Annotated in this window: 26 protein-coding genes; 13 read left to right on the top strand and 13 right to left on the bottom strand. The window is 69.2% G+C overall.

Going from position 1 to position 24,918, the window contains the following annotated elements; all coding sequences use genetic code 11:
• The first annotated feature begins 89 nt into the window (after nt 1-89).
• The 6 genes from Q0L11_RS17425 to der all read left to right on the top strand — a co-directional run bounded on the left by Q0L11_RS17425 (nt 90) and on the right by der (nt 6,093).
• Nucleotides 90-464 (top strand): hypothetical protein, encoded by a 375-nt coding sequence (locus tag Q0L11_RS17425; RefSeq protein ID WP_296598914.1) that lies wholly within the window; start codon nt 90-92, stop codon nt 462-464.
• A 1-nt stretch (nt 465) separates the two neighbouring features.
• On the top strand, nt 466-1,293 hold the full coding sequence (panB, locus tag Q0L11_RS17420; RefSeq protein ID WP_296598912.1) for a 3-methyl-2-oxobutanoate hydroxymethyltransferase: 828 nt from the start codon (nt 466-468) through the stop codon (nt 1,291-1,293).
• 95 nt (nt 1,294-1,388) lie between these two features.
• A complete protein-coding gene (locus tag Q0L11_RS17415) occupies nt 1,389-2,174 on the top strand; it encodes a calcium-binding protein (protein ID WP_296598910.1) in 786 nt (261 codons plus the stop codon).
• A 150-nt stretch (nt 2,175-2,324) separates the two neighbouring features.
• Nucleotides 2,325-3,101, top strand: coding sequence for a tetratricopeptide repeat protein (locus tag Q0L11_RS17410; protein ID WP_296598909.1), 777 nt, complete (start codon nt 2,325-2,327; stop codon nt 3,099-3,101).
• On the top strand, nt 3,098-4,486 hold the full coding sequence (locus tag Q0L11_RS17405) for a PQQ-binding-like beta-propeller repeat protein (RefSeq protein ID WP_296598908.1): 1,389 nt from the start codon (nt 3,098-3,100) through the stop codon (nt 4,484-4,486). Before Q0L11_RS17410 ends, Q0L11_RS17405 begins: the two co-directional genes overlap by 4 nt.
• A 23-nt stretch (nt 4,487-4,509) precedes the next feature.
• The gene (gene der / locus Q0L11_RS17400) at nt 4,510-6,093 is read left to right on the top strand and encodes a ribosome biogenesis GTPase Der (protein ID WP_296598907.1); all 1,584 of its coding nucleotides are present in this window, start codon (nt 4,510-4,512) and stop codon (nt 6,091-6,093) included.
• Here the strand turns inward: der and Q0L11_RS17395 are convergent.
• From Q0L11_RS17395 to radA, 5 genes are read right to left on the bottom strand one after another with little or no spacing between them, the layout of a single operon-like run.
• Nucleotides 6,044-6,787 carry an SDR family NAD(P)-dependent oxidoreductase gene (locus tag Q0L11_RS17395; protein WP_296598905.1) on the bottom strand — a complete coding sequence of 248 codons (744 nt, stop codon included), beginning with the start codon at nt 6,785-6,787 and terminating at the stop codon, nt 6,044-6,046. The two genes, der and Q0L11_RS17395, sit on opposite strands and share 50 nt — an antisense overlap.
• Before the next feature lie 12 nt (nt 6,788-6,799).
• Entirely contained in the window at nt 6,800-7,786 is a 987-nt protein-coding gene (locus Q0L11_RS17390) for a bile acid:sodium symporter family protein (protein ID WP_296598904.1), read from the bottom strand.
• A complete protein-coding gene (gene purF, locus Q0L11_RS17385) occupies nt 7,783-9,270 on the bottom strand; it encodes an amidophosphoribosyltransferase (protein ID WP_296598903.1) in 1,488 nt (495 codons plus the stop codon). The genes Q0L11_RS17390 and purF overlap by 4 nt, the downstream gene beginning before the upstream one ends.
• Nucleotides 9,267-9,872 (bottom strand): CvpA family protein, encoded by a 606-nt coding sequence (locus Q0L11_RS17380; protein ID WP_296598902.1) that lies wholly within the window; start codon nt 9,870-9,872, stop codon nt 9,267-9,269. The genes purF and Q0L11_RS17380 overlap by 4 nt, the downstream gene beginning before the upstream one ends.
• The gene (gene radA / locus Q0L11_RS17375; RefSeq protein ID WP_296598901.1) at nt 9,869-11,242 is read right to left on the bottom strand and encodes a DNA repair protein RadA; all 1,374 of its coding nucleotides are present in this window, start codon (nt 11,240-11,242) and stop codon (nt 9,869-9,871) included. Before radA ends, Q0L11_RS17380 begins: the two co-directional genes overlap by 4 nt.
• Before the next feature lie 136 nt (nt 11,243-11,378).
• Here radA and Q0L11_RS17370 point away from each other — a divergent pair, with 136 nt between their 5' ends.
• Nucleotides 11,379-12,566, top strand: a complete 1,188-nt coding sequence (locus Q0L11_RS17370; protein WP_296598899.1) for a Yip1 family protein — start codon at nt 11,379-11,381, stop codon at nt 12,564-12,566.
• A gap of 32 nt (nt 12,567-12,598) precedes the next feature.
• Nucleotides 12,599-13,216, top strand: coding sequence for a Yip1 family protein (locus Q0L11_RS17365; RefSeq protein WP_296598897.1), 618 nt, complete (start codon nt 12,599-12,601; stop codon nt 13,214-13,216).
• Here Q0L11_RS17365 and alr read toward each other — a convergent pair.
• The 6 genes from alr to rpsF all read right to left on the bottom strand — a co-directional run bounded on the left by alr (nt 13,201) and on the right by rpsF (nt 19,807).
• Nucleotides 13,201-14,286, bottom strand: a complete 1,086-nt coding sequence (alr, locus tag Q0L11_RS17360) for an alanine racemase (protein WP_296598895.1) — start codon at nt 14,284-14,286, stop codon at nt 13,201-13,203. The genes Q0L11_RS17365 and alr overlap by 16 nt on opposite strands.
• A gap of 6 nt (nt 14,287-14,292) precedes the next feature.
• On the bottom strand, nt 14,293-15,783 hold the full coding sequence (locus Q0L11_RS17355) for a replicative DNA helicase (protein WP_296598894.1): 1,491 nt from the start codon (nt 15,781-15,783) through the stop codon (nt 14,293-14,295).
• A gap of 171 nt (nt 15,784-15,954) precedes the next feature.
• Complete coding sequence (locus Q0L11_RS17350) at nt 15,955-18,366, bottom strand: TonB-dependent receptor (protein WP_296598893.1); 2,412 nt, start codon at nt 18,364-18,366, stop codon at nt 15,955-15,957.
• Nucleotides 18,367-18,546: 180 nt separating this feature from the next.
• The gene (rplI, locus tag Q0L11_RS17345) at nt 18,547-19,131 is read right to left on the bottom strand and encodes a 50S ribosomal protein L9 (protein ID WP_296598891.1); all 585 of its coding nucleotides are present in this window, start codon (nt 19,129-19,131) and stop codon (nt 18,547-18,549) included.
• Between the two features lie 13 nt (nt 19,132-19,144).
• On the bottom strand, nt 19,145-19,426 hold the full coding sequence (gene rpsR, locus Q0L11_RS17340; RefSeq protein WP_293345945.1) for a 30S ribosomal protein S18: 282 nt from the start codon (nt 19,424-19,426) through the stop codon (nt 19,145-19,147).
• An 18-nt stretch (nt 19,427-19,444) separates the two neighbouring features.
• Nucleotides 19,445-19,807: a 30S ribosomal protein S6 gene (gene rpsF / locus Q0L11_RS17335; RefSeq protein WP_293363437.1), complete on the bottom strand. Its 363-nt coding sequence runs from the start codon at nt 19,805-19,807 to the stop codon at nt 19,445-19,447.
• A gap of 234 nt (nt 19,808-20,041) precedes the next feature.
• Here rpsF and Q0L11_RS17330 point away from each other — a divergent pair, with 234 nt between their 5' ends.
• Both Q0L11_RS17330 and Q0L11_RS17325 read left to right on the top strand, forming a co-directional pair.
• A complete protein-coding gene (locus Q0L11_RS17330) occupies nt 20,042-20,365 on the top strand; it encodes a hypothetical protein (protein ID WP_296598886.1) in 324 nt (107 codons plus the stop codon).
• A gap of 8 nt (nt 20,366-20,373) precedes the next feature.
• Complete coding sequence (locus tag Q0L11_RS17325) at nt 20,374-20,559, top strand: hypothetical protein (protein WP_296598885.1); 186 nt, start codon at nt 20,374-20,376, stop codon at nt 20,557-20,559.
• Here the strand turns inward: Q0L11_RS17325 and Q0L11_RS17320 are convergent.
• Nucleotides 20,543-21,082 carry a peroxiredoxin gene (locus Q0L11_RS17320; RefSeq protein WP_296598884.1) on the bottom strand — a complete coding sequence of 180 codons (540 nt, stop codon included), beginning with the start codon at nt 21,080-21,082 and terminating at the stop codon, nt 20,543-20,545. The genes Q0L11_RS17325 and Q0L11_RS17320 overlap by 17 nt on opposite strands.
• Nucleotides 21,083-21,308: 226 nt before the next feature.
• On the opposite strand from Q0L11_RS17320, the gene Q0L11_RS17315 reads away from it, so the two are divergent.
• Nucleotides 21,309-21,848: a hypothetical protein gene (locus Q0L11_RS17315; protein WP_296598883.1), complete on the top strand. Its 540-nt coding sequence runs from the start codon at nt 21,309-21,311 to the stop codon at nt 21,846-21,848.
• Between the two features lie 109 nt (nt 21,849-21,957).
• On the opposite strand, the gene Q0L11_RS17310 is transcribed toward Q0L11_RS17315, so the two are convergent.
• On the bottom strand, nt 21,958-23,037 hold the full coding sequence (locus Q0L11_RS17310; protein WP_296598881.1) for a zinc-binding dehydrogenase: 1,080 nt from the start codon (nt 23,035-23,037) through the stop codon (nt 21,958-21,960).
• A gap of 87 nt (nt 23,038-23,124) precedes the next feature.
• On the opposite strand from Q0L11_RS17310, the gene fabD reads away from it, so the two are divergent.
• Both fabD and fabG read left to right on the top strand, forming a co-directional pair.
• Nucleotides 23,125-24,069: an ACP S-malonyltransferase gene (gene fabD / locus Q0L11_RS17305; RefSeq protein ID WP_296598880.1), complete on the top strand. Its 945-nt coding sequence runs from the start codon at nt 23,125-23,127 to the stop codon at nt 24,067-24,069.
• Nucleotides 24,070-24,077: 8 nt separating this feature from the next.
• Nucleotides 24,078-24,818, top strand: coding sequence for a 3-oxoacyl-[acyl-carrier-protein] reductase (gene fabG / locus Q0L11_RS17300; protein ID WP_296598878.1), 741 nt, complete (start codon nt 24,078-24,080; stop codon nt 24,816-24,818).
• Nucleotides 24,819-24,918: the final 100 nt, after the last annotated feature.

Genomic DNA, 24,918 nt, shown 5'->3' with positions numbered 1-24,918 from the left:
GGTCAAGTCCCATGTCAAACGTGGTCTGGAGAAGCTCCGAGCGCGACTGGCGCCGGGAGACGGCGCGGTTCTTGAGGGGAGGCGGGGCAATGGCTGAGATCGATTTCGAGCGGCGCCTCGAACGCCTCTTCGCCGAGGCGCCGGAGCTGCCCGACGCGGCGGCGTTCACGGCGCGCATCGAAGGGCGCCTGAACCGCGGCTGGAACACGCGCCGTTGGCTCCTGGGAGCCGCCGGCATGACGGGCGGCGTCATCGGCGCCAGCCAGCTCGTGGTCTCGAACCTCTTCCAGCGTGTGGAGTCGGCCGAGCAATCGGCCCGCGCGCTGGGCCAGGGCCTTGCGCGCGTCACGCCGACGTCCGACATGGTGTCGGCGCTCTCAGGCGGGTATGGGGTCTGGCTCGCAGGCGGCGTCGCGGTCCTCACGATGGGGTTCGCCGTGTCGAGGTTGTTCGAGGAGCTCTAGCGTGTCCAGTCATCGCCAGGAGACGGTCCGACGCCTGACCGCGCCGGATATCGCGGCGCGCAAGGGCGGCACGCCCGTCGTGTGCCTCACGGCCTATACCGCGCCGGTCGCCGAGATCCTGGACGAGCACTGCGACCTGCTGCTGGTGGGCGACAGCGTGGGCATGGTGGTCCACGGCCTGCCGAACACGGTCGGCGTGACGCTGGAGATGATGATCCTGCACGGCCAGGCGGTGATGCGCGGCTCGCGCAAGGCCATGGTCGTCGTCGACATGCCCTTCGGCTCGTACGAGGGCTCGGCCGAGGTCGCCTACGCCAACGCCGCCCGGGTCATGAAAGAGACGGGCTGCAACGCCGTGAAGGTCGAGGCCGGCCCCGCGGTGGCCGAGAACATCGACTACCTGGTCAAGCGCGGCATCCCGGTGATGGGCCATGTGGGCCTGCGGCCCCAGGCGGTGATGGTCGACGGCGGTTTCCGCGCCAAGGGCAAGTCCAACCACGAGCGCGTCCGCATCCTTGAGGACGCCCGCGCCGCCGCCGAGGCGGGCGCCTTCGCCGTCGTGGTCGAGGGCGTTGCCGAGGGGCTGGCCCGGGAGATCACCCAGGCCATCGAGGTCCCCACCATCGGCATCGGGGCGTCCGCCGGTTGCGACGGCCAGATCCTGGTGACGGACGATATGCTGGGCCTCTTCGACTGGACCCCCAAGTTCGTCCGCCGCTACGGGGACCTGCGGGGCGAGATCGCCAAGTCGGTCGCCGCCTACGCCGACGACGTCCGCAACCGCCGCTTCCCGGGGCCCGCCGAGATCTATTTCGCCAAGGCGGGGTAGCGGCGCCCCCGAATGGGGGATGCGGTCACGCGACCACCGGAGCACTCAGGCCGGGCGGCAAGTTCGCCGCGCCATGAGGCTCAGGGGGAACACCAGTGGCGAAGCTTTCCTACAATCCGGGCATGAGCACGGTGACGTACAACGACGTCGCCTCGCTGACGATCGGCGCGACCTCCATCGTCACGGCGAACGCCACGACGCTGGCGCTGCGCGCGTCGGTGTCGGGGATCATCAACGGCACGCTCGACGTGGCGTTCGGCGGCTCCTTCACCCTGCTGGCGGGATTTCCGACCGGCGGGACGATGACGAGCCTGAAGGTCGACCTGAACAACAAGACGCTGATGTCGCTGACCGACTTCTCGGTGCCGCTGGGCCCGAACGGCGCGCCCCCCGATTTCACGAATCTATCGGTGTTCCTAGCGGGCGACGACGTCATCACCGGCAGCGCGCTGAACGACATCCTCGAAGGCTTCTCCGGCGCCGACAATCTGGACGGCGGCGACGGCCTGGACTTCATCAACGGCAATCCGGGCAACGACAGCATCTCAGGCGGCGCGGGGAACGACGTCCTGCGCGGCGGCAAGGGCGATGACGTGATCAGCGGCGGAACGGGCGATGACTTCGTCGCTGGCGACCGCGGCGCCGACACCGTGACCGGCGGCGCCGGCGCCGACCTGTTCCACACCTTCGGCGGCGCGGGGCTGGACCGCGTCACCGACTTCAACCGCGCCGAGGGCGACCGCGTCGTGGTGATGGGCAACCAGTATACGGTGAGCCAAGTGGGCGCCGACGTGGTGATCGACCTGGGCGGCGGCGACCAGATGGTCCTGGTCGGCGTGCAGCAGTCGAGCCTGACCGCCGGCTGGATCTTCAGCATCTGAGGCGGCGGTGCGAACGGCCCCGGACGGGGCCGCTCGCACGCGCTCGTCGCGGCATCTCGGGCGGACGACGGCGGCGCACTTGAGGCGCGCGGCGGGCCACTATAGGTTCCGCCCCTCGTCAAGCGATACCCGCGCCCGGAGCCTCCCTAAGTGACGGATCTATTCGAAGAGGTCGAAGAGCAGCTTCGCTCCGACCGCTACAAGCAGTTCGCCCGCAAGGTGCTGCCGTGGATGCTGGGAGTCGCCGCCGCCGCGCTCGTCGCGTTCCTCGCCTACTGGGGCTACGACAGCTACCAGACCAAGCAGATCGCCGGGGCGTCAGAGAAGTACGCCGCCGCGATGGACGCCATGGTGGCGGGCGACAAGGACAAGGCCGTCCAGCTCTGGGGCGAGGTCGCGAAGTCGAACGCCAAGGGCTACAAGTCGCTGTCCCTGATGCACCTGGGCGCCGCGGCCATGGCCTCGAACAAGACGGCCGAGGCGGTCAAGCTGTTCGACGAGGCGGCCGAGGCTTCGCCGGATCCGATCATCGGCGATGTGGCCCGCCTCAAATCCGCCTTCGCCCTCCTCGACACAGCTCCGCTGAAGGATCTGGAGGGGCGCTTGAAGCCGCTGATGGAAGAAGGTCGCCCGTTCCGGGTGCAGGCTCGCGAGGCGCTCGCGTTCGCCAAGCTCAACGCTGGCGATCTGGCCGGGGCCCGGGGCGACTTCGTCCTGATCACCCAGTCCCTCGACGCGCAGCAGGGCGCCCAGGCCCGCGCCCAGGCCGCCATCGGCCTGATCGATTCGGGCTCCGCCAAGGCCGTGCCGGCCGTGGTGAAGGCCGCCAAGGCCCTACCGCCCCCGATGATGGTCGAGCCCGGGTCCGTGGTCGGCCCGCCGGGCGCCGCCCTTCCGCCGCAACCCCAAGGTCCCGCCGCCCAATGATCCGCCGCCAGACGATCCTTACCGCCGTGCTGGTCGCGGCGCTGGGCGCGAGTGGTTGCTCGACGGTCAGCAACCTCAATCCCTTCGGCAAGAAGGACAAGGGGCCGGCCGAGCTCGCGGGCGAGGGCCAGCGAATCTCGATCATCCCGCCCGACCAGATCCTGGCTCCGGCCGAAGCGTTGAAGGGCGTGGACTTTGCCCTGCCGCCCGCCGAAGCCCTCGCCGCTTGGCCGCTGCCGGGCGGCACGCCCGAACAGTCGGTCGGCAACGTGGCTGCGGGCGCGGGCCTGTCGGTCGCCTGGCGCAAGAACTTCGGCCAGGGCGAGAAGCGCGGCCGCTACGTGACCGCCCCGCCCATCGCCGCGGACGGCAAGGTCTTCGTCATGGACGCCGACGGTCGCGTGGTCGCCGTGGACGCCCAGTCCGGCGCCCAGATCTGGCGCACGGGCACCAACCCCGGCGACAACAAGCGCGACAAGCTCGCGTTTGGCGGCGGCATGGCCTACGCCGACGGCAAGCTCTACGTCTCGTCGGGCTATCGCGAAGTCATGCAGATGGACGCCCGGACCGGCGCCGTCGGCTGGCGCACCAAGACGCCGGAGACGATCCATGGCGCGCCTACAGTCTCGGGCGGGCGGGTCTTCGTGGTCGCCCTGGACAACACGCTGCTGACCTTCGACGCCGCCACCGGCGCCGCGTCCTGGACCTATCAGGCGCTGTCGGAATCGGCCCGCATCCTCTCGGCCTCCAGCCCGGCCGTCTCGGGCGACACCGTGGTCGCCGCCTTCGGCTCGGGCGAGCTGGTGGCTCTGCGCGCGTCCAACGGCAACGACCTCTGGAACGAAGCCCTGTCGCGCGCCAGCCGAACCAGCGCGCTCAGCGAGATTCGCGACATCCCCGGCCGCCCGGTCATCTACCAGGGCGACGTCTTCGCGGTCAGCCACTCGGGGGTCTTCGCAGCCACCGACCTGCGCACGGGCCAGGCGCGCTGGAGCCTGCCGGTGGTGGGCGTCTCGGCGCCGTGGCCGGCGGGCGACGTCGTCTATGTGGTCTCCAAGACCGGCGACGTCATCTGCGCCAGCCGCGAGAGTGGCCAGATCTACTGGATCCGTAACCTCAACGAGGGGTTCAAGGCCAAGAAGAAGGGCGGCGTCCTGGGTATCGGCGGCCAGCGACAGAACCGGCCCGTCTGGTCGGGCCCGCTGCTCGCCAGCGACAAGCTCCTGATCGTCGGCCAGACCGGCCAGTTGGTCGCGCTCAACGCCAAGACCGGCGAGATCGAGAAGCGGGTCGAACTGAAGGGCGCCTCGACACTGTCGCCGATCGCCATGGGCGATACGGTCTATGTGGTCACCGAGGAAGCGGACCTGATCGCGATTCGTTGATCGGGACGCTATAGACTGCCCGTATGACGCTGAAACTCGCGATCGTCGGGCGGCCCAATGTCGGCAAGTCCACGCTGTTCAACCGGCTGGCGGGCAAGAAGCTCGCCATCGTGGACGACCAGCCAGGGGTCACCCGTGACCGCCGGTTCGGGACCGGCCGCCTCGGCGACCTCGACCTCGACCTGATCGACACGGCCGGCTTCGAGGACGTCACCGACGAGAGCTTGGAAGCCCGGATGCGGGCGCAGACCGAGCTGGCGGTCGACGAAGCCGACGTCGCCCTGTTCGTCGTCGACGCGCGTGAAGGCGTGACGCCCGCCGACCAGATCTTCGCGGACGTCCTGCGCCGCAAGGGCAAGCCGGTAGTGCTGGCCGCCAACAAGTCCGAGAGCAAGGCCTCGGAGGCTGGTGTCTTCGAGGCGTTCGGCCTGGGCTTCGGTGAGCCGATCCCGATCTCCGCCGAACACGGCGAGGGCATGGCCGACCTCTATGCCGCCATCGCCGCGAACGTAGCGGATGAGGATGAGGATGAGGACGACGCCGAAGCCGCCGGCAAGCCGATCAACATCGCCATCGTCGGTCGCCCGAACGCCGGCAAGTCGACCCTGGTCAACGCCCTGATCGGCGAGGACCGACTGCTGACGGGCCCCGAAGCCGGCATCACCCGCGACGCGATCCCGGTGGACTGGGACTGGCAGGGCCGCTCGATCCGCCTTGTCGACACTGCCGGCCTGCGCCGCAAGGCGCGGGTGCAGGAGAAGCTTGAGAAGCTCTCCACCCACGACTCCATCCGCGCCATCACCTTCGCCGAGGTGGTGATCCTGGTGATGGACGCAACCCACCCGTTCGAGATCCAGGACCTGCAGATCGCCGACCTGGTCGAGCGGGAAGGCCGGGCCCTGGTGTTCGTGCTGGCCAAGTGGGACCTCATCGAAGACGGCCAGGCCAAGCTCGCTGAGTTCCAGGAGGAGGTCGCCCGCCTGCTGCCGCAGGTGCGCGGCTCGCAGATGGTGGCCCTGTCGGCCGAGACCGGCCGCGGCCTCGAGCGCCTCATGCCGGCCGTCCTCAAGGCGCACGGCGACTGGAGCACCAAGGTCAAGACCCGCGATCTCAACGACTGGCTGCGCATGGCGGTCGAGCGACACCCGCCGCCCGCGGTGAACGGCCGGCGCGTGAAGCCCAAGTACGTGGCCCAGACCAAGGCGCGGCCGCCGACGTTCGTGCTGTTCGCCAGCCGCGCCGACCAGCTTCCGGACCACTACCGCCGCTATCTGATCAACTCGATCCGCGAGAGCTTCGACCTGCCCGGCGTACCGATCCGGCTCAGCGTGCGGTCGAACAAGAATCCCTATGCGGAGGACGGCGAGAAGTCGGGTCCGGGGCCGGCGAAGACGGCGCCCAGCTCGGCGAAGTCAGGTCTCGTCGCCAAGGCGCGCAAGGCGGCGGCCGACAAGGCCAAGGCCGGCGCCGAAGGCAAGACGCCGAAGGCCGCCAAGCCGAAGAAGCCGAAGGTCGGGAATCCGCGCGGGCGCGCCGCCAAGCTGGCGCGGCCGGGCGTCAAGCCGAAGCGCGCGTCGCGGCCTGCCAGTCCGAAAAGACCACGTTAGCGGTCGGCAGGCCTAGGTCGGCCTGCGCCAGTTCCACGATCAGCGGGCCGATCTCCGACGGGTCGGGCAGGTAGGCCGGGTCCTCGCCGGGCATGGCCTCGGCGCGCATCCGCGTGCGCATGGCGCCAGGATCCACCAGGGCGGCGCGGATTTTCGTCTGCTCCAGTTCGTCGGCCCAGGTCCGCACCAGATGCTCCATGCCCGCCTTCGTCGCCCCATAGAGGCCCCAGAAGGCCTTCGGACGGGCGACGCGGCCCGTGGTCAGGAAGATGGCCCGCGGCCGTTCCGCGGCGCGCAGCAGGCCTTCCACGCTGCGGATCAGCCGCCAGGTCCCCGTCAGGTTCACCGAGACCACCCGATCCCAGTGCTTGGGCTCGATGTGCGAGACGGGCGTCAGTGAACCCAGCAGCGCGGCGGCGTGGACGAGGACATCCAGCCGGCCGAACCGCTGATGGATGGCCAGGCCCAATTGGTCGATTCCGTCGTGCTCGCCGAGATCCATGGGCACGAGCGTCGCCGAGCGGCCCGTCAGCGCCTTGATTTCGTCGTCGAGTTCTTCGAGCGCGCCCTGGGTGCGGGCCACGGCCACAACATGCGCGCCGGCGGCGGCGAGGGCGAGGGCGGAGGCCTTGCCGATCCCGCGGCTGGCGCCGGTGACGAGGGCGATGTGGTCTTGAAGGGGCAGGTCGGACATGAGGGCGGCTTCCTATCCGCTTTGGGCGTCCGTGTCAGGCCGCTGAGCGTAGCGCTGGGCGATGGCGGCGCAGGCCATGAGTTGGATCTGGTGGAAGATCATCAGGGGTATCAGCGCCACGCCCGCCGCCGCAGGGCTGAAGATCGCCGCGGCCATCGGCGCGCCGCTGGCCAGCGACTTCTTGGAGCCACAGAAGACGATGGCGATCTCGTCTTCCTTGGCGAAGCCCAGCGACCGCGCCGCGAGGGCGGTGAGCGCGAGCACCGCGCCCAGCAGCACCAGGCAAATGACCAGCAGGCGGCCCAGGTCCAGGGCGCTCAGCTTGCTCCAGACCCCCTCGACCACCGCGCCGGAGAAGGCCGTATAGACCACCAGCAGGATCGAGCCGCGGTCCAGCTTCGACAGCACGCCATTGTTGGCGCGCACCCATTCCCCGATCCAGGGCCGCAGCGCCTGGCCGGCCATAAACGGCACAAGCAACTGGATGACGATAGCCCAGAACGAAGAGCCGCTCACGCCGCCCTCGGCGTGCAGCAGCACCCCGACGAGCAGCGGCGTCAGGAACACGCCCAGCAGGTTGGACGCCGAGGCCGACGCCACCGCCGCCGGCACGTTGCCGCGGGCCACGCTGACGAAGGCGATGGAACTCTGGATCGTGGATGGCAGGCAGCCCAGGAAGACGAGTCCGGCCGACAGCTCCGGCGGCGTGATCCAGGCGGGCAGGGCGACGATCCCCAGCGTCAGCAGCGGGAACAGCCCGAACGTCGACGCCAGCACCAGCAGGTGAAGCCGCCAGTGCGCAAGGCCCCGCACCACCGCCTCGCGCGAAAGCCGGGCGCCGTGGAGGAAGAACACCATGGCGATGGCGAACTTGGTGATCCAGCCCAGCACGTCGGCGGCCTGTCCGCGCGCAGGCAGGACGGCGGCCAGCGCCGCCATGGCGATGATCAGGACGAGGTACCAGTCGGGCCGCAGGCGGGCCCGCCAGCCCTGACTCACGCGTCGACCAGGAACGAGAGCTGGCGTTCGACGAGCTCGTTGCGGCCCAGGGCGATCTCGCGGTCGAGAAGTCGGGTCGGATATTCGCCCGTGAAATAGTGGTCGGTGAACTGCGGGTTCGCCGGGTCACGCTCGGCGTTCATGGCCCAGTAGAGCCCGTCCACCGACAGGTAGCCCATCGAGTCGACGTTCAGGATCTTGGCGATCTCTTCGGTGGAATGGTTCGCGGCCAGCAGCTTCTCACGGTCGGGCATGTCGATGCCGTAGTAGTCAGGCCACTTGATCGGCGGCGAAGCCGAGCGCAGGTGCACCTCGGCGGCGCCCGCGTCGCGCACCATCTTCACCACCCGGATCGAGTTGGTGCCCCGGACGATGGAGTCGTCCACCAGCAGCACCTTCTTGCCCGCCAGCACCGAGCGATTGGGGGCCAGCTTCATACGCACGCCCAGCTCGCGTTCGCCCTGGGTGGGCTGGATGAAGGTGCGGCCGACGTAGTGGTTCCGGATGATGCCCATCTCGAAGGGCAGGCCCGCTTCCTGGGCAAAGCCCAGCGCGGCCGGCACGCCGCTGTCCGGCACCGGCACCACCACGTCGACGTCCGCGGGCGTCTCCTGCGCCAGGCGGCGACCCATGCGCTTGCGGACCTCGTAGACGGAGCGACCGTTCACCACAGAGTCGGGCCGCGCGAAGTAGACGTATTCGAAGATGCAGGGGCGCGCCTGCTGGGCCGGGAAGGGCCGGAAGCTGCGGATGCCCTTCTCGTCGATCACAACCATCTCGCCGTGCTCGACGTCGCGGACGAATTTGGCGCCGATCATGTCGAGGGCGCAGGTCTCGGACGCGAGCACCGCCTTGCCGTTCAGGTCGCCCAGCACCAGCGGCCGGATGCCCAGCGGATCGCGCACCCCGATCAGCTTCTTGTTGGTCATGGCGACCAGGGCATAGCCGCCCTCGATCTGCTGCAGCGCCTCGGTGAAGCGTTCGAGGAACCGCGGGCGGCGCGAACGGGCGATGAGGTGGAGGATCGCCTCGGAGTCCGACGTGGACTGGAAGATCGCCCCCTGCGCCACGAGCTGTTCGCGCAGCGTGAGGAAGTTGGTCAGGTTGCCGTTGTGGGCCAGGGCGATGCCGCCGGCTTCCAGGTCCGCGAACATCGGCTGGACGTTACGGATGAAGCTGCCGCCGGCGGTGGAGTAGCGCGTGTGCCCGATGGCGACATGACCGGGCAGGCGCTTGTTCAGGTCGCCGCCGCCGAAGGCGTCGCCCACGTAACCCATGTGGCGCTCGGTGTGATAGCGCTGGCCATCGAACGACGCGATGCCGCAGGCTTCCTGGCCACGATGCTGCAGGGCGTGCAATCCCAGCGCGGTGATGCCGGAGGCTTCGGGCACGTCGAAGATGCCGAAGACCCCGCATTCGAGGCGGGGAGAATCGTCGTCCGGGTCGCGCGCCGGGGGGGACCAACGCTCGTGCGCCTGGCTCATCGGGATCGTTCCTGACGGTCGGTGTCTGTGGATTCGCGCGCCTCGTACCCCTCTGTCGCCGATCTGTCACCTGACCCTTCGCCCACGGCGCGCTCGAAAGCGGGCTTGAGGCGGCCGGCTACATCCAGGCCTTGTGGCGCGAGGGTCTCCAACAACCTGCCCATGTTGCTGGCGATGGGCCAGGTGCGGGCGCCGGTGATCCACTTCGGGCGAAGGTCTTCCGGCGTGGCGGCGTTGAACATGAGGTAGAGCGCGCCCAGGACGATGAGGCCGCGGCCAAGCCCGATCAGCAGGCCCAGCGAGCGGTCGAGGAAGCCCAGCATCTGGGTGCTTTGCACGTGCCGCGCGATGCCTGCGCCGATCAGACGCAGGGCGACGAAGGCGATTCCGAACACCGCCACCAGCGCGCAGGCCGTTCCGAGCCAGTCCGGATGGATGAAGCCCCGGAACATCGGACCGAAGGCGGGAAGGCCAAAGATCGCCAGCGCCGCCGCCACGACCAGCGCCGCCAGGGCGAACACCTCGCGCACCGCGCCGCGCGCGAACCCGACCGCGCCCGAGATCGCCAGCAACGCCAGGACGATGATGTCGAACTGCGTCACGACCGCTCGTCCCATCCGGCGTCGTGGATACGCTGGATCGCGTCCCCCAGACGGCTGGCCCGCGCGTAGGGCAGGGCGGGGTTCTCAAGGTCGGCCGGGCCCAGGGCGCGGCGGAAGCCGAGCTTGGCCGCCTCCTTCAGCCGGGAATCCATCCGGCTGACCGGCCGGACCTCGCCGGACAGGCTGATCTCGCCGAACACGACGCAGTCTTGCGGGAGGGCCACGTCGAAGGCGGAAGAGGCCAGGGCGGCGGCGGCGGCGAGGTCCGCGGCCGGCTCGGAGATGCGCAGGCCCCCGGCCACGTTCAGGTAGACGTCCTTGTCGCCGAAGCCGAGCCCGCAGCGCGCCTCCAGCACCGCCAGGATCATGGCGAGACGCCCTGAGTCCCAACCGACGACAGCGCGGCGCGGCGTGCCGTACGCCGAGGGCGCCACCAGCGCCTGGATCTCCACCAGCACCGGCCGCGAGCCTTCGATGCCCGCGAACACCGCCGCGCCCGCCGCGCGCTCGCCGGAGGTGTTCAGGAACAGGGCCGAGGGGTTCTTCACTTCCGAAAGGCCCGCGTCGCCCATCTCGAAGACGCCGATCTCGTCGGTGGCGCCGAAGCGATTCTTGGCGCCGCGCAGGATGCGGAACGGATAGCCGCGCTCGCCCTCGAACGCGAAGACGGCGTCGACCATGTGTTCGACCACACGAGGACCGGCGATGGCCCCTTCCTTGGTGACGTGGCCGACCATGATGATCGAGATGCCCCGCTTCTTGGCGAGGCGGGTCAGTTCTCCCGCGGCGGCGCGGACCTGGGTCACCGAGCCGGGCGCGGCCTCATGGTTGTCGCTCCACATGGTCTGGATGGAGTCGATGACGACGAGGTCGAAGGGTTCGGCCTTCAGGCCGTCCAGTATGGCGCGCAGGCTGGTCTCGGCCGCCAGCTTCACGGGCGCGTCCGCCAGGCCCATGCGCTGGGCGCGGCCTCGCACCTGCTCGATGGCCTCTTCGCCCGAGATATAGGCGCAACGTTGTCCCCGCCGGGCCGCCTCGGCCGCCACCTGCAGCAGCAGGGTCGACTTCCCCACGCCCGGGTCGCCGCCCACCAGAATGGCCGAGCCGGGGACCACGCCCCCGCCGCACACCCGGTCCCATTCGCCGACGCCGGTGGCGATCCGCGGTGGCGCCTCGGTGGTCTCGTCGAGGCCTTCGAACGCGAGATGCCGGGTGCGCGTCGCCTTCGTCGGCTTCAGCGCGCCGGGCGGGCGGCTCGTCAGTTCCTCGACCAGCGTGTTCCAGGCGCCGCAGGCAGGGCACTGGCCCGCCCATCGCGTCTGCACGGCGCCGCAGGACGTACAGGCATAGACGGCGCCGTCGCGGGCCATGGGGTCTCCTGATTCGGGTGCGACGAAGTCTATCTGACCCGCGGCGGCGGGTCTGTGCGGTGGGTTGCCGTCGCGCGGTGCTGGGATAGGCTTAGGTATCGTCGGGGACGAGCGAAACAAGGGCTGGAGAGAGACGATGAGCGTGGTTGAGCCGGGGTCGGCGGGCGCGGGCCTGATCGAGCGGGTGAAGGGCATCCTGCTGAAGCCCTCGGAGACGTGGGACCAGATCGACCAGGAGCCGGCGAGCGTCGGCGGCCTCTATCGGAGCTACATCATTCCCCTGGCCGCGATCCCGGTGGTCTGCGGCCTGATCGGCATGCTGGTCTTCGGCATCGGCGGCTTCGGCATCACCATCCGGCCGTCGCCGGTGTGGCTCGTCGTGCAGGCGGTCGTGAGCTACGGGCTGGCCCTGGCGATGTGCTTCGTCATGGCGCTCATCATCGAGGCGCTCGCGCCGAACTTCGGCGGGACCAAGGACCGCCTGCAAGCCTTCAAGGTCGCCGCGTACGCGCCGACCGCGTCCTGGGTCGCGGGGGTCTTCACCCTGGTTCCCGCCCTGAGCCCGATCGCCATCCTGGGCGGCCTCTACAGCTTGTTCCTGCTCTACAAGGGCCTGCCCAAGCTGATGAAGACCCCGGAGGACAAGGCGCTGCCCTACACCGCCGTCGTCATCGTGGTCGCGATCGTGGTCTCCCTCGTCATCGGCCTGGTCAGCGGCAGCGTGCTCAGCCTCAGCGGCGCGATGAACCCCGTGGCCGCGGTCGGCTCGGTCTCGGGCAAGGTCAAGGTTCCTGGCGGCGGCGAGGTGGACCTCGCCCAGCTCGAAGCGGCGTCGAAGCGCATGGAAGCGGCGGCCAAGCAGGCCGAGGCGGGCACGGCGACCGCCACCGATCCCGAGGCGCTGAAGGCCTTCCTGCCGGCCAGCGTGGCGGGCTACGCGCGCGGCGACGTCAGCGCCTCCAGCGGCGGCGGGGCCGGCTACGAGGGCTCGCAGGCCGAGGCCGAGTACACGAAAGGCGACGCCCGCATGCAGTTGGAGGTCACCGACCTGGGCGCCGCCGGCGCGCTTGCCAGCATGGCCAGCGCGTTCAACGTCAAATCGTCCAAGGAGACCTCCACCGGCTACGAGAAGGTGGGCAAGGTCGGCGGCCGCATGACCCAGGAGAGCTATGATCGCGCGTCCAAGCACGGCGAATACAGCGTTCTCGTCGGCGAGCGCTTCATGGTCGAGGCCAAGGGCGACGGCGTGACGATGGACGAACTGAAGGCCGCAGTCGGTTCGATCGACGCCGGCCGCCTGGAAGGACTCGCCAAGGCCGGCTAGGGAACGCGGCGAGTGGCGTTGGAGGGGCTGGCATGGACGTCTTGCGCGGCGGCCTTTTGCGCGCCGTGAGCCTGCTCGTCTCGCCGGCTCGGGCCTGGGAGAAGATCGCCGAAGCGCAGGCCGAGCCGCGCCCGCTGTTCCTGCATTACGCCATCCCTTTGGCGGCGCTGCCCGCCCTGTGCAGCGTCGTGGGCGTGCTGGTGTTCGGCTTCAACATCGCCAACGTCGGCGTACACATGAGCGTGGTCGGCCTGATCCTGGGCGCGATCGCCGGCTATGTGCTGACCCTCGCCGCGGTCTGGGCGCTGGCGGCGTTCATCGCCGCGACCGCGCCCGCCTTCGACGGCCTGGGCGATCGGCGCGCGGCGCTCAACCTCGTGGTCTACGCCGCCACGGCGGCCTGGGTCGGCGGCCTGGCCGAGATCTATCCCAGCCTGGGCATCCCGGTGGGCATCCTCGCCGGGCTCTACAGCCTCTACGCGCTCTACGTCGGCCTGCCGGTCATGATGGGCGTGCCCGAGGACCGCCGGCTGACCGCCTTCGCCGCCGTGCTGATCGCGATCCTGCTGCTGGCGATCGCGCGTGGAATGGTGACCTCCAAGGCGGCCGAGCTCGGCGGGCCGCTGTCGGCGTCCTACGCGCCGAGGTAGACGCGCTCGGCCCGCGAGCCGAGCCGGACCAGCACCTCGTGGGCCACGGTGCCTGCCGCCGTGGCGAAGTCGTCGATCAGGACGTTCTGTCCGAGCAGTTCGACGTGCTCGCCGATCCCGACCGCGGCGTCGCCGATGTCGATCACCAGCAGGTCCATGTTCACGGCCAGCAGGCGCCTTAGGGCGCCGGCGACCCAGGCGTGGCCCTTGCCCATGGCGGCCCGGATCACGCCGTCGGCATAGCCCGCGCCGACGAGTGCGACGCGCATGGGATCGGTCGCCCGGAACGCCGAGCCGTATCCGACCCGGTCGCCTGGCTGCAGGTTGCGGATGTCGAGGACAGGAGCGGTCAGGGTGACGACGGCTTTCAAGCGGGGGTCGGGCCGCTCCTCGGGCCCGCCGCCGAACAGGCTTATGCCGCCCCGCACCAGGTCGTAGCGATATTCCGCGCCCAGGAACGCGCCCGCCGAGGCCGCGAGGCTCGCGCGGACACCAGGGAACAGGGCGCGCACCGCCTTGAAGCGGCCCAGCTGCTCCGGATTGCGCGTCTCGCCAGGGTCGGTGGCGGAACCCAGGTGGCTCATCAGCAGCGCCACGTCCAGGCTGCCCAGGCCCCGCGGTTCGGCGAGGAGAGCGCGCGTGGCCTCCAGCGTGAGGCCCTGGCGGTTCATGCCTGTGTCGACCTGCAGCGCGACGCGCCAGCCGCCGCGGCTCGCCGCCAGTCCGATGGCCGCGTGGGCCTGGGGCAGGGTGGCGATCACCGGCGTCAGCCGCGCCGCCGCCAGCCGGTCCGCGACGCCTGCCGGCAGTCCGTCCAGGACGTAGATGTCGGCCTGACGATCGCCCAGCCCGGCACGCAGGGCCTCGCCCTCGCTCACCCGCGCCACGAAAAAGCTGCGAACCCCCTCCGCGTGCAGGCGTCGGGAGACGATGGCGGCGCCCAGCCCGTACCCGTCGGCCTTGACCACCGCGCCGACCTCGGCCCCCGAGGCGGCCTGCGCGATGACGCCGCGATTGTGCGCCAGCGCGTCGAGGTCGATGGTCAGGCGCGCGCGGTCGGGTGAGGTCATGCCGCCTTAGTGCGGGTCGTAGCGGCTGCTGTCACGGGCCAGATTGCCGAACTTGGTGGTGTCGGAGTTGAACGACAGGCGCACGGTGCCGATCGGACCGTGACGCTGCTTGCCGATGATCACCTCGGCGAGGCCCTTCACCTGGTCCATCTGTTCCTGCCAGGTGAAGTGCTCCTGTGTGCCTTCGCGGGGCTCTAGGCGGCTGAGATAGTACTCTTCCCGATACACGAACATGACCATGTCGGCGTCCTGCTCGATCGACCCGGATTCCCGCAGGTCCGAAAGCTGGGGCTTCTTGTCCTCGCGGTTCTCGACCTGGCGGCTGAGCTGGCTAAGGGCGAGGACCGGCACATTAAGTTCCTTCGCCAAGGCCTTGAGACCTTGGGTGATCATCGAGACTTCCTGCACCCGGTTGTCCGGCCCGCCGGCGCCCGTGGTGATAAGCTGCAGGTAGTCCACCACGATCAGGTCCAGGCCGACCATCCGCTTCAGCCGCCGCGCCCGGGCGACCAGCTTGGCCAGCGTGATGCCGCCGGTGGCGTCGATGTAGAGGGGCGCTTCCTGGATCTCGAGCGCGGCGTCGCGGATCCGACCGAACTCCATGGCGTCGATCTCGCCCTTGCGCAGCCGGTCCCCCGACACGCCCGACGCCTCGGCCAAGAGGCGCATGGCGAGCTGCTCGGCCGACATTTCGAGCGAGAAGAACGCCACCACGCCTCCGCGCACCGTCTTCTTCGAGCCGTCCGGCTGCGGCTCCCAGGCGTAGTGGCGCGCCACGTCGAAGGCGATGTTGCAGGCCAGCGAGGTCTTCCCCATCGAGGGACGCGCCGCGAGGATCATGAGGTCGGACGGGTGCATGCCGCCGATCTTCTGGTCGAGGTCGATCAGGCCGGTGGACAGGCCGGCCAGGCCGCCGTCGCGGCTGTGGGCCTCGGCGGCCATGGCCACGGCGCCGCGCAGGGCGTCGGCGAAGTTCACGAATCCTTGGCTGACCCCGCCGCTCTCGGCGAGCTGGTAGAGCTGCTGCTCGGCAGCCTCGATCTGGTCGCGGGCGTCGAGCTCGGCGTCGCCCTGCTGCGCCTGGGTGGCGATGTCGCCGCCGATGCGGATCAGGTCGCGGCGCAGGGCCAGGTCGTAGACCGCGTTGGCGTAGTCGGGGGCGTTGGCGGCGGGCGGAGCGCGGTCGACGAGGTCGGCGAGGTAGCGGACGCCGCCCAGCTCCTCGAAGGCCGGGTCCCGCGAGAACTGCTCGGCCAGCAGGATCGGCTCGGCGAGCTGGCCCTTCCGGATGTTGGTCGAGATCGCCTGGAAGAGCCGCTGGTGGAAGGGCTCGTAGAAGTGCTGCGGCTGTAGGTTGTCGCCCAGCCGTTCGAACGCGGCGTTGTCGTAGAGCAGGGCGCCCAGCAGGGCCTGCTCGGCCTCCACGTTGGAAGGCGCGTGCGCGATCATGATGTCGTTGGACACGGGACGGAGGTCGAGCGCCGGGACGAGTGCCATGGGTTTACCGATAGCCGCCTGCGGCGGCCCCGGCACCGCGCCACGTGACACATTTGTTGTGCTGTCCACACACGATTGCCAGCCTGTGGAAAAGCGGAGCCGAAAGGGTGTCCGCAACGAAAACGGCGCGGGAGAACCTCCCGCGCCGCTACGTCAGATCCGGACGTACATTTACCAGCGATAACTGACGCGGCCGTAGACGAACCGGCCGTTGAATCCGAACGGTGAGAACGACGTGAACGGCGCCGCGCCCGTGGTGTTGAGGTTCGGCGGGGTCTGGCGCGGATAGACGTCGAACAGGTTGTCCGCGCCCAGCGCCAGCGTCACGCGTTCGGCGATCGTGTAGCGCCCCTCCAGGTCGACCACGCCCCGCACGCCGGTGCGGCTGTCGGCGCTGCCGTCGGCCACCGTCCCGGGCGACAGAACGTCGCCGTAGAACGTCGTCCGCAGCGTGGCGCCGAAGGCGTCCTTGCTCCAGTCGCCCTGCAGGCTGGTCTTCCACTTGGGTGCGCTCTTCTCGAAGCGCAGGACGGCCTGCCGGGCGAACAGCGACACGGGCGTCGGCAGGACGGTCTGCTTGGTGCTTGGCGTCTTGGTGACGTTGAAGTCGTTGATGTTCGCCGCGGCCGTCAGGTCGAAGCGGCCGGCCTGGTCGTCGCGGATGACATAGTGGGCGACGATGTCGACCCCCTTGGTGTCGGTGTCCACGCCGTTCAGGAAGAAGCGGGCCGCCGAGGCGCCCAGCGGCGACAGCAGGTCGAACAGCGCGCGGGCGTTGGTGCCCTGCGCCGCGGTGGCGCTGCCGGTCAGGGTCTCGGAGAGCACGATCCGGTCATCGACCTTGATCTGGTAGGCGTCAATCGTGAGCTCGAAGCCGTTCCTCCGGAAGACCGCGCCGACAGCGTAGTTCTGCGACTTCTCGGCCTTCAGCGGCTCGCCGCCCAGCGCCGTCCCGACCGCGCTGACCGAAGGATAGGTGCCGGTCTCGAACGGCACGCCGTTGATGAACAGGATCGCCGTGGAGGTGAAGTACTGCTGCTGCAGGCTGGGGGCGCGGAACCCGGTCTCCGCCGAGGCGCGGAACGCCAGGCTGTCCGAAACCTCGTAGCGCGCCGAGAGCTTGCCCGAGGTGTTGTTCCCGAAGTCGGAATAGTGCTCCTGGCGCACGGCGGCCGAGGCGGTGAGCCGCTCGGTCAGCTTGCCTTCAAGGGCGAGGTAGGCGCCGACGTTGGTGCGGTGCTTGTCGATCTCGTTCGACGGCGTGAAGCCGGTGAAGCCGCGCGAGCCCAGGGCCAGGGTGGTGAACGGGCCGCGGATGTAGGAGCCGGGCTCGCCCGCGCCGATCTCATAGCCTTCGCGCCGCGCCTCGACGCCGAAGGCCACGTTAAGCGGGCCGGCCAGCCCGACATCGAAGTCGCGGTTGAAGTCGGCGTTGCCGGTCCATTGGTCGTAGGTGAGCTTGCCCGCGTAGAACTCGTGGGGCGAGGTCGGGCCCAGCGACGGGTTCAGGGTGTTCTTCACGTCGTACGAGATCTCGTTCCAGCCGTAACCGCCGGTGAAGCTGGCGTGGAAGCCGGCGATCTCGCCCTTCAGGGTCACGCCCGCCTGGGCGTCCTTGGAGTGGGTGTTGAGAAGCGGGATGTAGCCGTCGGGATAGACCGAGGCGATGTTTTGGGTAGCGTCCGTCGGTGTGCGGTAGGTGGCGGCCGTCTCGGCGTGGCGCTTTTGCCCGCCCGCCCAGGCGAACAGTTCGAACCCGCCGCCCAGCGGCTTGCCGGCGTTGACGTAGATGCTGCCGTCCTGGACGTCGCCGTCACCGAAGCGCGAGCGGACGCGCAGCGGCGTGATCCGCGGGTCGATGTCGCTGCGGTTGGTGTGGTTGCGGTCGCGATACTCGGCCGACACCGTCAGGAAGCCGTCGGAGCCGAGCTTCAGGCCCTGCCAGCCGTTCACCGTCGTGGTTGCGCCGTCCGAGATGTGGCCGTCGCGGCCGTAGAAGCCGTCGAACTGGGTCAGGTACTGGCCATAGGTCACCGAGGCCCCGCCACCGTTGTCGGCCTGGCGAAGCATCACGTTGATCACGCCGGCGATGGCGTCCGAGCCGTAGAGCGCCGAGGCGCCGTCGCGCAGCACCTCGATCCGGTCGATCGCGGTGGACGGGATCGCGTTGAGGTCGACGGCGGCCGAGCCGCGGCCCACCGAGCCGTTCAGGTTGAGCAGCGCCGAGGTGTGTCCGCGCGCGCCGTTTACCAGCACCAGCGTCTGGTCGGGACCCTGGCCGCGCAGGGTGGCGGGGCGGACGGCGTCCGTGCCGTCGGTGTTCGACGGCCGCGGGAAGTTGATCGAGGGCACCGTGGCGGCAAGGGCGCTGGCCAGTTCGGTCGTGCCCTGCTTCTGCAGCGACTGCGCCGAGATCACATCGACCGGGGCGAGCGATTCCAGGCGCGAGCGGCCCTCGCTGCGCGTGCCGGTGACGACCAGCTCCTCGACTTCGGAATCGCCCCGGGCGGCCTGGGCGGCGGCGGATGTGGCGATCAGGCTCGCGACAGAGGCCGCTGCGAACAGCAGGTGACGGTGGTTCATCTCAATCCCCTCGATATCGCCGGATGATCCGGTCCTGACCCTTGAGGGGAACGTAGGGACGCCCAGAATTGACGGAAATGACAATTCTGCAACAGCGCAGTTAGAAAAACTGCGGGCCAAAGAAAAGCGGCGCGGAACCGAGGTTCCGCGCCGCTCGTCGTTCGGTTCCGACGGCCTGGGTTAGGCTTCGGTGAACTCCTGGGCCAGTTGGCCCGCACCGCCTTCGAGGAGGTCGGCGGCGGCCTGTTCGGCGGCCACGCGCTCTTCTTCGAACTGGGCGTTGATCACGTCCTCGCCGCGGGCTTGGCGCTCGGCCTCGTCCTGGCTGCGGGCGATGTTCAGGGTGACGGTGACCGTCACTTCCGAGTGCAGGCGCACCTTCACTTCGTGCAGGCCGAGCGTCTTGATCGGCTTGTCCAGCACGACCATCGAGCGTTCGATCTTGCCGCCTTCGGCGTTGACCGCCTCGGCCACGTCGCGACCCGCGACCGAGCCGTAGAGCTGACCGCTCTCGCCGGCTTGGCGGATCATGATGTACGACGTGCCGTCGAGCTTTTCGCCCGACTTGCCGGCCGATTCCTTGGCCTTCGCGTTGCGGGCTTCGATCTCGGCGCGCTGGGCTTCGAAGATCTTCAGGTTCGCCGCGTTGGCGCGCAGGGCCTTCTGGCGGGGCAGCAGGAAGTTACGGGCGAAGCCGTCCTTCACGTTGACCACGTCGCCGAGGACGCCACGGCCTTCCAGGCGTTCGAGCAGAATGACTTTCATGGGCCTGACTCCCTTACTTCACGACGTAGGGGAGGAGGGCCAGGAAGCGGGCGCGCTTGATGGCCTTGGCCAGTTCGCGTTGCTTCTTGGCCGACACCGCGGTGATCCGCGACGGCACGATCTTGCCGCGCTCGGACACGTAGCGCTGGAGCAGCTTCACGTCCTTGTAGTCGATCTTCGGAGCGTTGGCGCCGGAGAACGGGCAGACCTTGCGGCGGCGGAAGAACGGACGGCGTTGGCCACCCGCGGCGGCGCCAGCGGCCGGAGCCGGGGCGGCGGAGGTTTCGTCAGTCATGTGATGAGCCTCCCTTTCTTAGAATTGCGGGGCGTCGTCGCGGCGTTCGCGGTCGCGATCGCGGCGGGCGAGGATCGGCGAGAGCTCCAGGTCGAGCTCGTCGACGCGCACGGTCATGTAGCGCAGCACGTCTTCGTTGATCGAAAGCTGGCGTTCCATTTCCTTGACGATGTCGGCCGGGGCGTCGATCGCCAGCAGGGAATAGTGACCCTTGCGGTTCTTCTTGATCCGGTAAGTGAGGTTGCGGAGGCCCCAGTACTCGATCTTCGCGACGTTGCCGCCGCCTTCCTCGATGAGGTGCTTCAGTTGATCGTTGAGGGCTTCGGCTTGTTGCGGCGAGATATCCTGCCGCGAGATGACGACGTGCTCGTAGAGCGCCATGGTTTCCTTCTTCCGTTGTGGAAGGCGGCGCGGCCGGCGGCGGAAGCCCGTCGGCAACGATGGATCTCAGGCGCGGCGACCGGGTGTTTCCCGATCCATTGGGGTTCCGCGAAGAGACCGCCTTCCGTGAAGAGGCGCGCACATAGGCGAAAAGCCGAGCGCGGGCAAGGGTTTTCGGTGCGTTGCGACCTGCCACGGCCCCGGCGATCTTCAACCACGGCATGGAGGATTCGAATGCGCTGGGGCTGGTTGAGTGGAACGATGCTGGCGGCCATGGCCCTGGCCGGTGCGGCGGCGGCCGAGCCCAGCTCCGCCAATCTGGCGCTGGCCCAGCGGTACGCCCGGGCCATCCACATGGAGAACATCCTGGGCTCGATGATGAACAACCTGATGCCGTTGTTGATCGATCGAGCCGCCGCGGCCCGAGGCACGACCGTCACCGCGGCGCTCGAGGACGCCATGGCGCGCGCTGCCGAGACGTCTGCCCGGCGCATGGCTCCGCGTATGCTGGACGTCATGACGCCCGTTCTGCTGAGAGCTTCAGCGAAGAGGAACTGAGGGCGGCCGTGGCCTACTATGAGAGCCCGCCCGCCCAGTCTTTGCTGGCGAAGATGCCAGCATACACCGCGGCCGTGACGCCGAAGCTCGGTGCGCTGCTGCCCGCCCTCGAAGCCGATCTGGAAGCCGCCTTTTGCGAAGAGATCGGCTGCGAGACGGTGAAACGCGCCCCTGCGACTACTTCTTCGCCTTGAAGGCCTTCACCGCCGTCAGGGTCTCCGAGACATGCTCGGTGGGGTCCAGCTTCGTGTAGGCGTGCAGGATCGTGCCGTTCGGGGCGATCACGTACGAGGTGCGGTCCGACCAGTCGGGCTTCATCGCCAGCACGCTGTCGTACTGCTTGGCGATCTTGGCCCCCGGATCGGCGGCGACGGGGAAGCGGCCCGAGCACTTCTCGGTGTCGGCGGAGAAGCTGGCCAGCTTATCGAGGTTGCCCGCTGTGACGCCGATCAGGGTGGCTCCGGCTGCTTTGAACTGGTCGGAGGCGTCGGCGAACATCTTCGCCTCGATGTTGCAGCCCTTCGTCTCAGCGGCCGGGAAGAAGTACAGCACCACCGGACCCTTCTTGCGGGCGTCGGCCAGCGAGAAGTGCAGGGGCTTGCCGGCCTGGTAGCCGTCGGCCGTGAAATCGGGGGCCTTGTCGCCGGTCTTCAGGGCGGCGAAGGCGGGCGTCGCGCAGAGGGCGGCGAGCGTGGCGGCGGCGAAAGCGAGGCGCATGGGTCGTTTCCTTCGGGGCGCGGAATGGCGCGACAGTTGAATACCGCGGTTTCGAGACGCGCAAGGCCTTCCGGCCGGCAGGGGACTTGCAGGGGAGCGAAGCGGCGCCCGCGGACTGTCCCGATGACGATTTCGGGGGATGGCCGTTAACTTTTCGCGCGCGCGATTCACTGTCGCGTGTAGCATCGGATCGTGACCGGCGCGGGGACGCTGGTTCGGGGGTTAGATGGCTGACGACGGGGGCTGGCCGAAACCGGCGAGCGCGGAGCCCGTGGCTCCGGACGACGAGCGCACGCGCCTCGCCATGGGCGAGTTGCGAACCGTGCTGGGTGAACTGGAGCGTCGCCTCGCGACCGCGCCTGCCCAGCGGCCAGAGACAGTTACCGCCGTGGCCCATTCGCTGGCCGCGTTGGGCCGCCAGATGGCGCGGAACGAGGCCGCCGCCCAGGCGCGGGCGCGCGAACTCGCCGCGGCGGTGGGCTCGATGACCCAGTATCTCGAGATCCAGATGTCGTCGCAGGTCGCGCGGGAAGACCAGCTCAACGCCCGCCTGGACCGCCTGCTGATCGAGCTCGAACACGTGCGGGTCGCCCAGGCGACGCGGCGGACAGAGCCGGGCCCGGTCCGGCTTGTGTTGGCGGCCGCCAGCGTCGCGGCCCTGCTCAGCCTCGTGGGCGCCGGCGTGGCGCTTGTGACGCAAGGCGACGCGCCTGGCTTCGGCGCGAGTCCCATCGTTTCGGCCGAGGCGAACGCGCCGAACAGCTAGAGCGCGATCCGCCGAGGTGGAAGCCGTTCGGCGAAGAGATTGCGCTCGGAATCAAGGAGCTAGAGCTTTCTTGTCCTGTTCAAATGAGTCCATTTGAACAGGGAAGGTTCTAGCCGTTTGGGCGCACCAGGATCTTCACGTGCGCTTCCGGATCGCCGAGCGCGGTGAACGCGCCCGCGACCCCGTCCAGGCCCACCGAGCCGGTCACCAGACCCTCCACGTCGATGATCCCCTCTGCGAGCTGGCGCAGGGTCATGGCGAACTCCTCGGGCGAGTAGCCGAAGACGAAGGTGAGCTCGATCTCCTTGGTGATGGCGATCGAGGGCTCGATCTTGTCGGTCTCCATGCAGACGCCGGCGACCACGATGTGCGATCCCGCCGGCGCGGCCTCGATCAGGGCCTGGACGACACCGGGCGAGCCGACACATTCGAACACCACCGGCTGGGCGATCGGATTGCCCATCATCCGCATCAGGGTCTGAGCGGCGCGGGTTCGCGGCACGCCGAGCGTCTCCCACCGCTCGTGCGGGTTCTCCACCGCCGGGTCGATCACGATATCGGCGCCCAGCTTCTCGGCCGCCGCGCGCCGGCGCGGCGAGAAGTCGGCGGCGATCACCGGGCCATGGCCCTTGGCCTTCAGGGCCGCGATGACGGCCAGGCCGACCGGCCCGCAGCCGACGACCAGGGCCACCGACTTCGGCTCCAGGCGCGCCTTGGCTACGGCGTGGGCGCCCACGGCGAAGGGCTCGGTCAGGGCGGCCTTGTCGGTCGGCAGGCCGTTGGGAACTTCCAGCAACATCATCTCGCTGAGCAACATCTGCTCGGCGAAACCGCCCGGCAGGCGATTGGAGAAACCCAGGGCCTCCATGCCGCCGCCGTGCATCGTGACGGGCACGCTGACGACGCGCGCGCCGGCCTTCAGCGCCTTGCTCGACCCGGGGCCGTGGTCGAGGATCTCCGCGCAGAATTCGTGGCCGAACACGGTGTCGGCCTTGGGATCGAACCCGTTGTCGGGGGCGCCGGCCCGCCGCGACAGGTCGATCATGTGCTCCATGTGGTGAAGGGCATGCAGGTCGGACCCGCAGATCCCGCAGGCGAGGGTCTTCACCAGCACCTGGCCCTCGGCGGGTTTCAGGTCGGCGATCTCATCGCAGACCAGGCGCTTGTCGCGGCGGATCACGGCCTTCATGCGTTCACTCCCCAACTCGTCATTCTTGTATGCGCTGGCGCTATCCCCTAACCCTCGCGCCTCGGAATCACTAGGAGCGGGATCGTCATGACCCTCGCCTTTCTCTTTCCCGGACAAGGCAGTCAGGCCGTGGGCATGGGCCAGGACCTGGCAGATGCCTTCGCTTCCGCACGGGAAGTCTTCCAGGAAGTGGACGAGGCGCTGCAGCAGAAGCTGTCTGCGCTGATGAAGGACGGTCCGGAAGACCAGCTCACCCTGACCGAGAACGCCCAGCCGGCCCTGATGGCGGTGAGTGTCGCCGCGATGCGCACGCTGGAGAAGGAGTTCGGCGTCGGTATCGAGAAGGCCGCCTTCGTGGCCGGCCACAGCCTCGGTGAATACTCGGCCCTGGCCGCCGCGGGCGCCATCAGCCTGTCGGACACCGCGCGCCTCCTGAAGCTGCGCGGCCAGGCGATGCAGCGCGCCGTGCCGGTGGGGCAGGGCGCCATGGCGTCGCTGATCGGGCCGAAGACCGACCTGGCGCTGGCGGAAGAGGCGGCCAAGGCCGGCTCCCAGGTCGGCGTCTGCGTCGTCGCCAACGACAACAACCAGGGCAACGTCGTCATCTCCGGCGACAAGGCCGCCGTCGACAAGGCCATCGAGAAGGCCAAGGAGCTTGGCGCGCGGGCGATCCCGCTGAACGTGTCCGCTCCATTCCATTGCCCACTGATGCAGCCGGCGGCGGACGAGATGGCCGAGGCCCTGGCCGCAGCGACCATCCTGGCGCCGCGCGCTCCGCTGGTCGCGAACGTGGTCGCGACACCGACCAACGACCCGGAGGCGATTCGGCGGATGCTGGTCGAGCAGGTGACGGGCCGGGTCCGCTGGCGCGAAAGCATGATCTGGATGGCTGAAACGGGGGGCGTGACCCGCTTCGCCGAGGCCGGCGCCGGCAAGGTGCTGTCGGGCATGGCCAAGCGCATCGCGCCCGACGCCGAGGCCACCCCGCTGAACGGCCCGGCAGACCTCGAAGCCTTCGCCAAGAGCCTGTGAGAGGGACCATGTTCGACCTGACCGGCAAGACCGCCCTCGTCACGGGCGCTACGGGCGGCATCGGCGGCGAGATCGCCAAGGCCCTGCACGCCCAGGGCGCCCACGTGGTGCTCTCCGGCACTCGCGAGCCTGTGCTGCAGGAACTGGCCGCCGGGCTTGGCGGCCGCGCTTCAGTGGCGGCGGCCAACCTGTCCGATCCGGCGGCCGTGGACGGCCTGATCGAGGCGGCCGAGGCCGCGGCGGGAGCCCCGATCGACATCCTGGTGGCCAACGCAGGCATCACCAAGGACGGCTTGCTCATGCGGATGAAGGACGAGGACTGGGAAACGGTCCTCAAGGTCAATCTGGAGAGCTATTTCCGCCTCAGCCGCGCCGCCATGCGGGGCATGATGAAGCGTCGCTTCGGACGGATCATCGGAATCACCTCGGTGGTGGGCGTGATGGGCAATCCGGGCCAGGCGAACTATGCCGCGTCCAAGGCGGGCATGATCGGCTTCTCCAAGGCGCTGGCCCAGGAGGTCGCGACCCGGGGAATCACCGTGAACTGCGTGGCGCCCGGCATGATCGAAAGCCCCATGACCGACGCCCTGAACGAGCAGCAGCGGGCGCGCATCCTCGAGTCCATTCCGGCCGGAAAGCTGGGGTCGGGGGGTGACGTCGCGGCCGCCTGCGCCTATCTGGCGTCCGAAGAGGCCGGCTACGTGACCGGGCAGACCCTGCACGTGAACGGCGGCATGGCTATGATCTGACTATCGCGGGCCCAACGGAACATGCTACCCGGCGCCCGACTTTGATCACCAAGGCGACAGTTGACTTCAACCTCACCGTCGTCGATGCAAGCACTGACTA

Origin of the sequence: Phenylobacterium sp., assembly GCF_024508875.1 — a bacterium.
GTDB lineage: Bacteria > Pseudomonadota > Alphaproteobacteria > Caulobacterales > Caulobacteraceae > Phenylobacterium.
The sequence above is the reverse complement of the archived record's forward strand: the minus strand, read 5'-3'. Positions and strand labels throughout refer to the sequence as shown.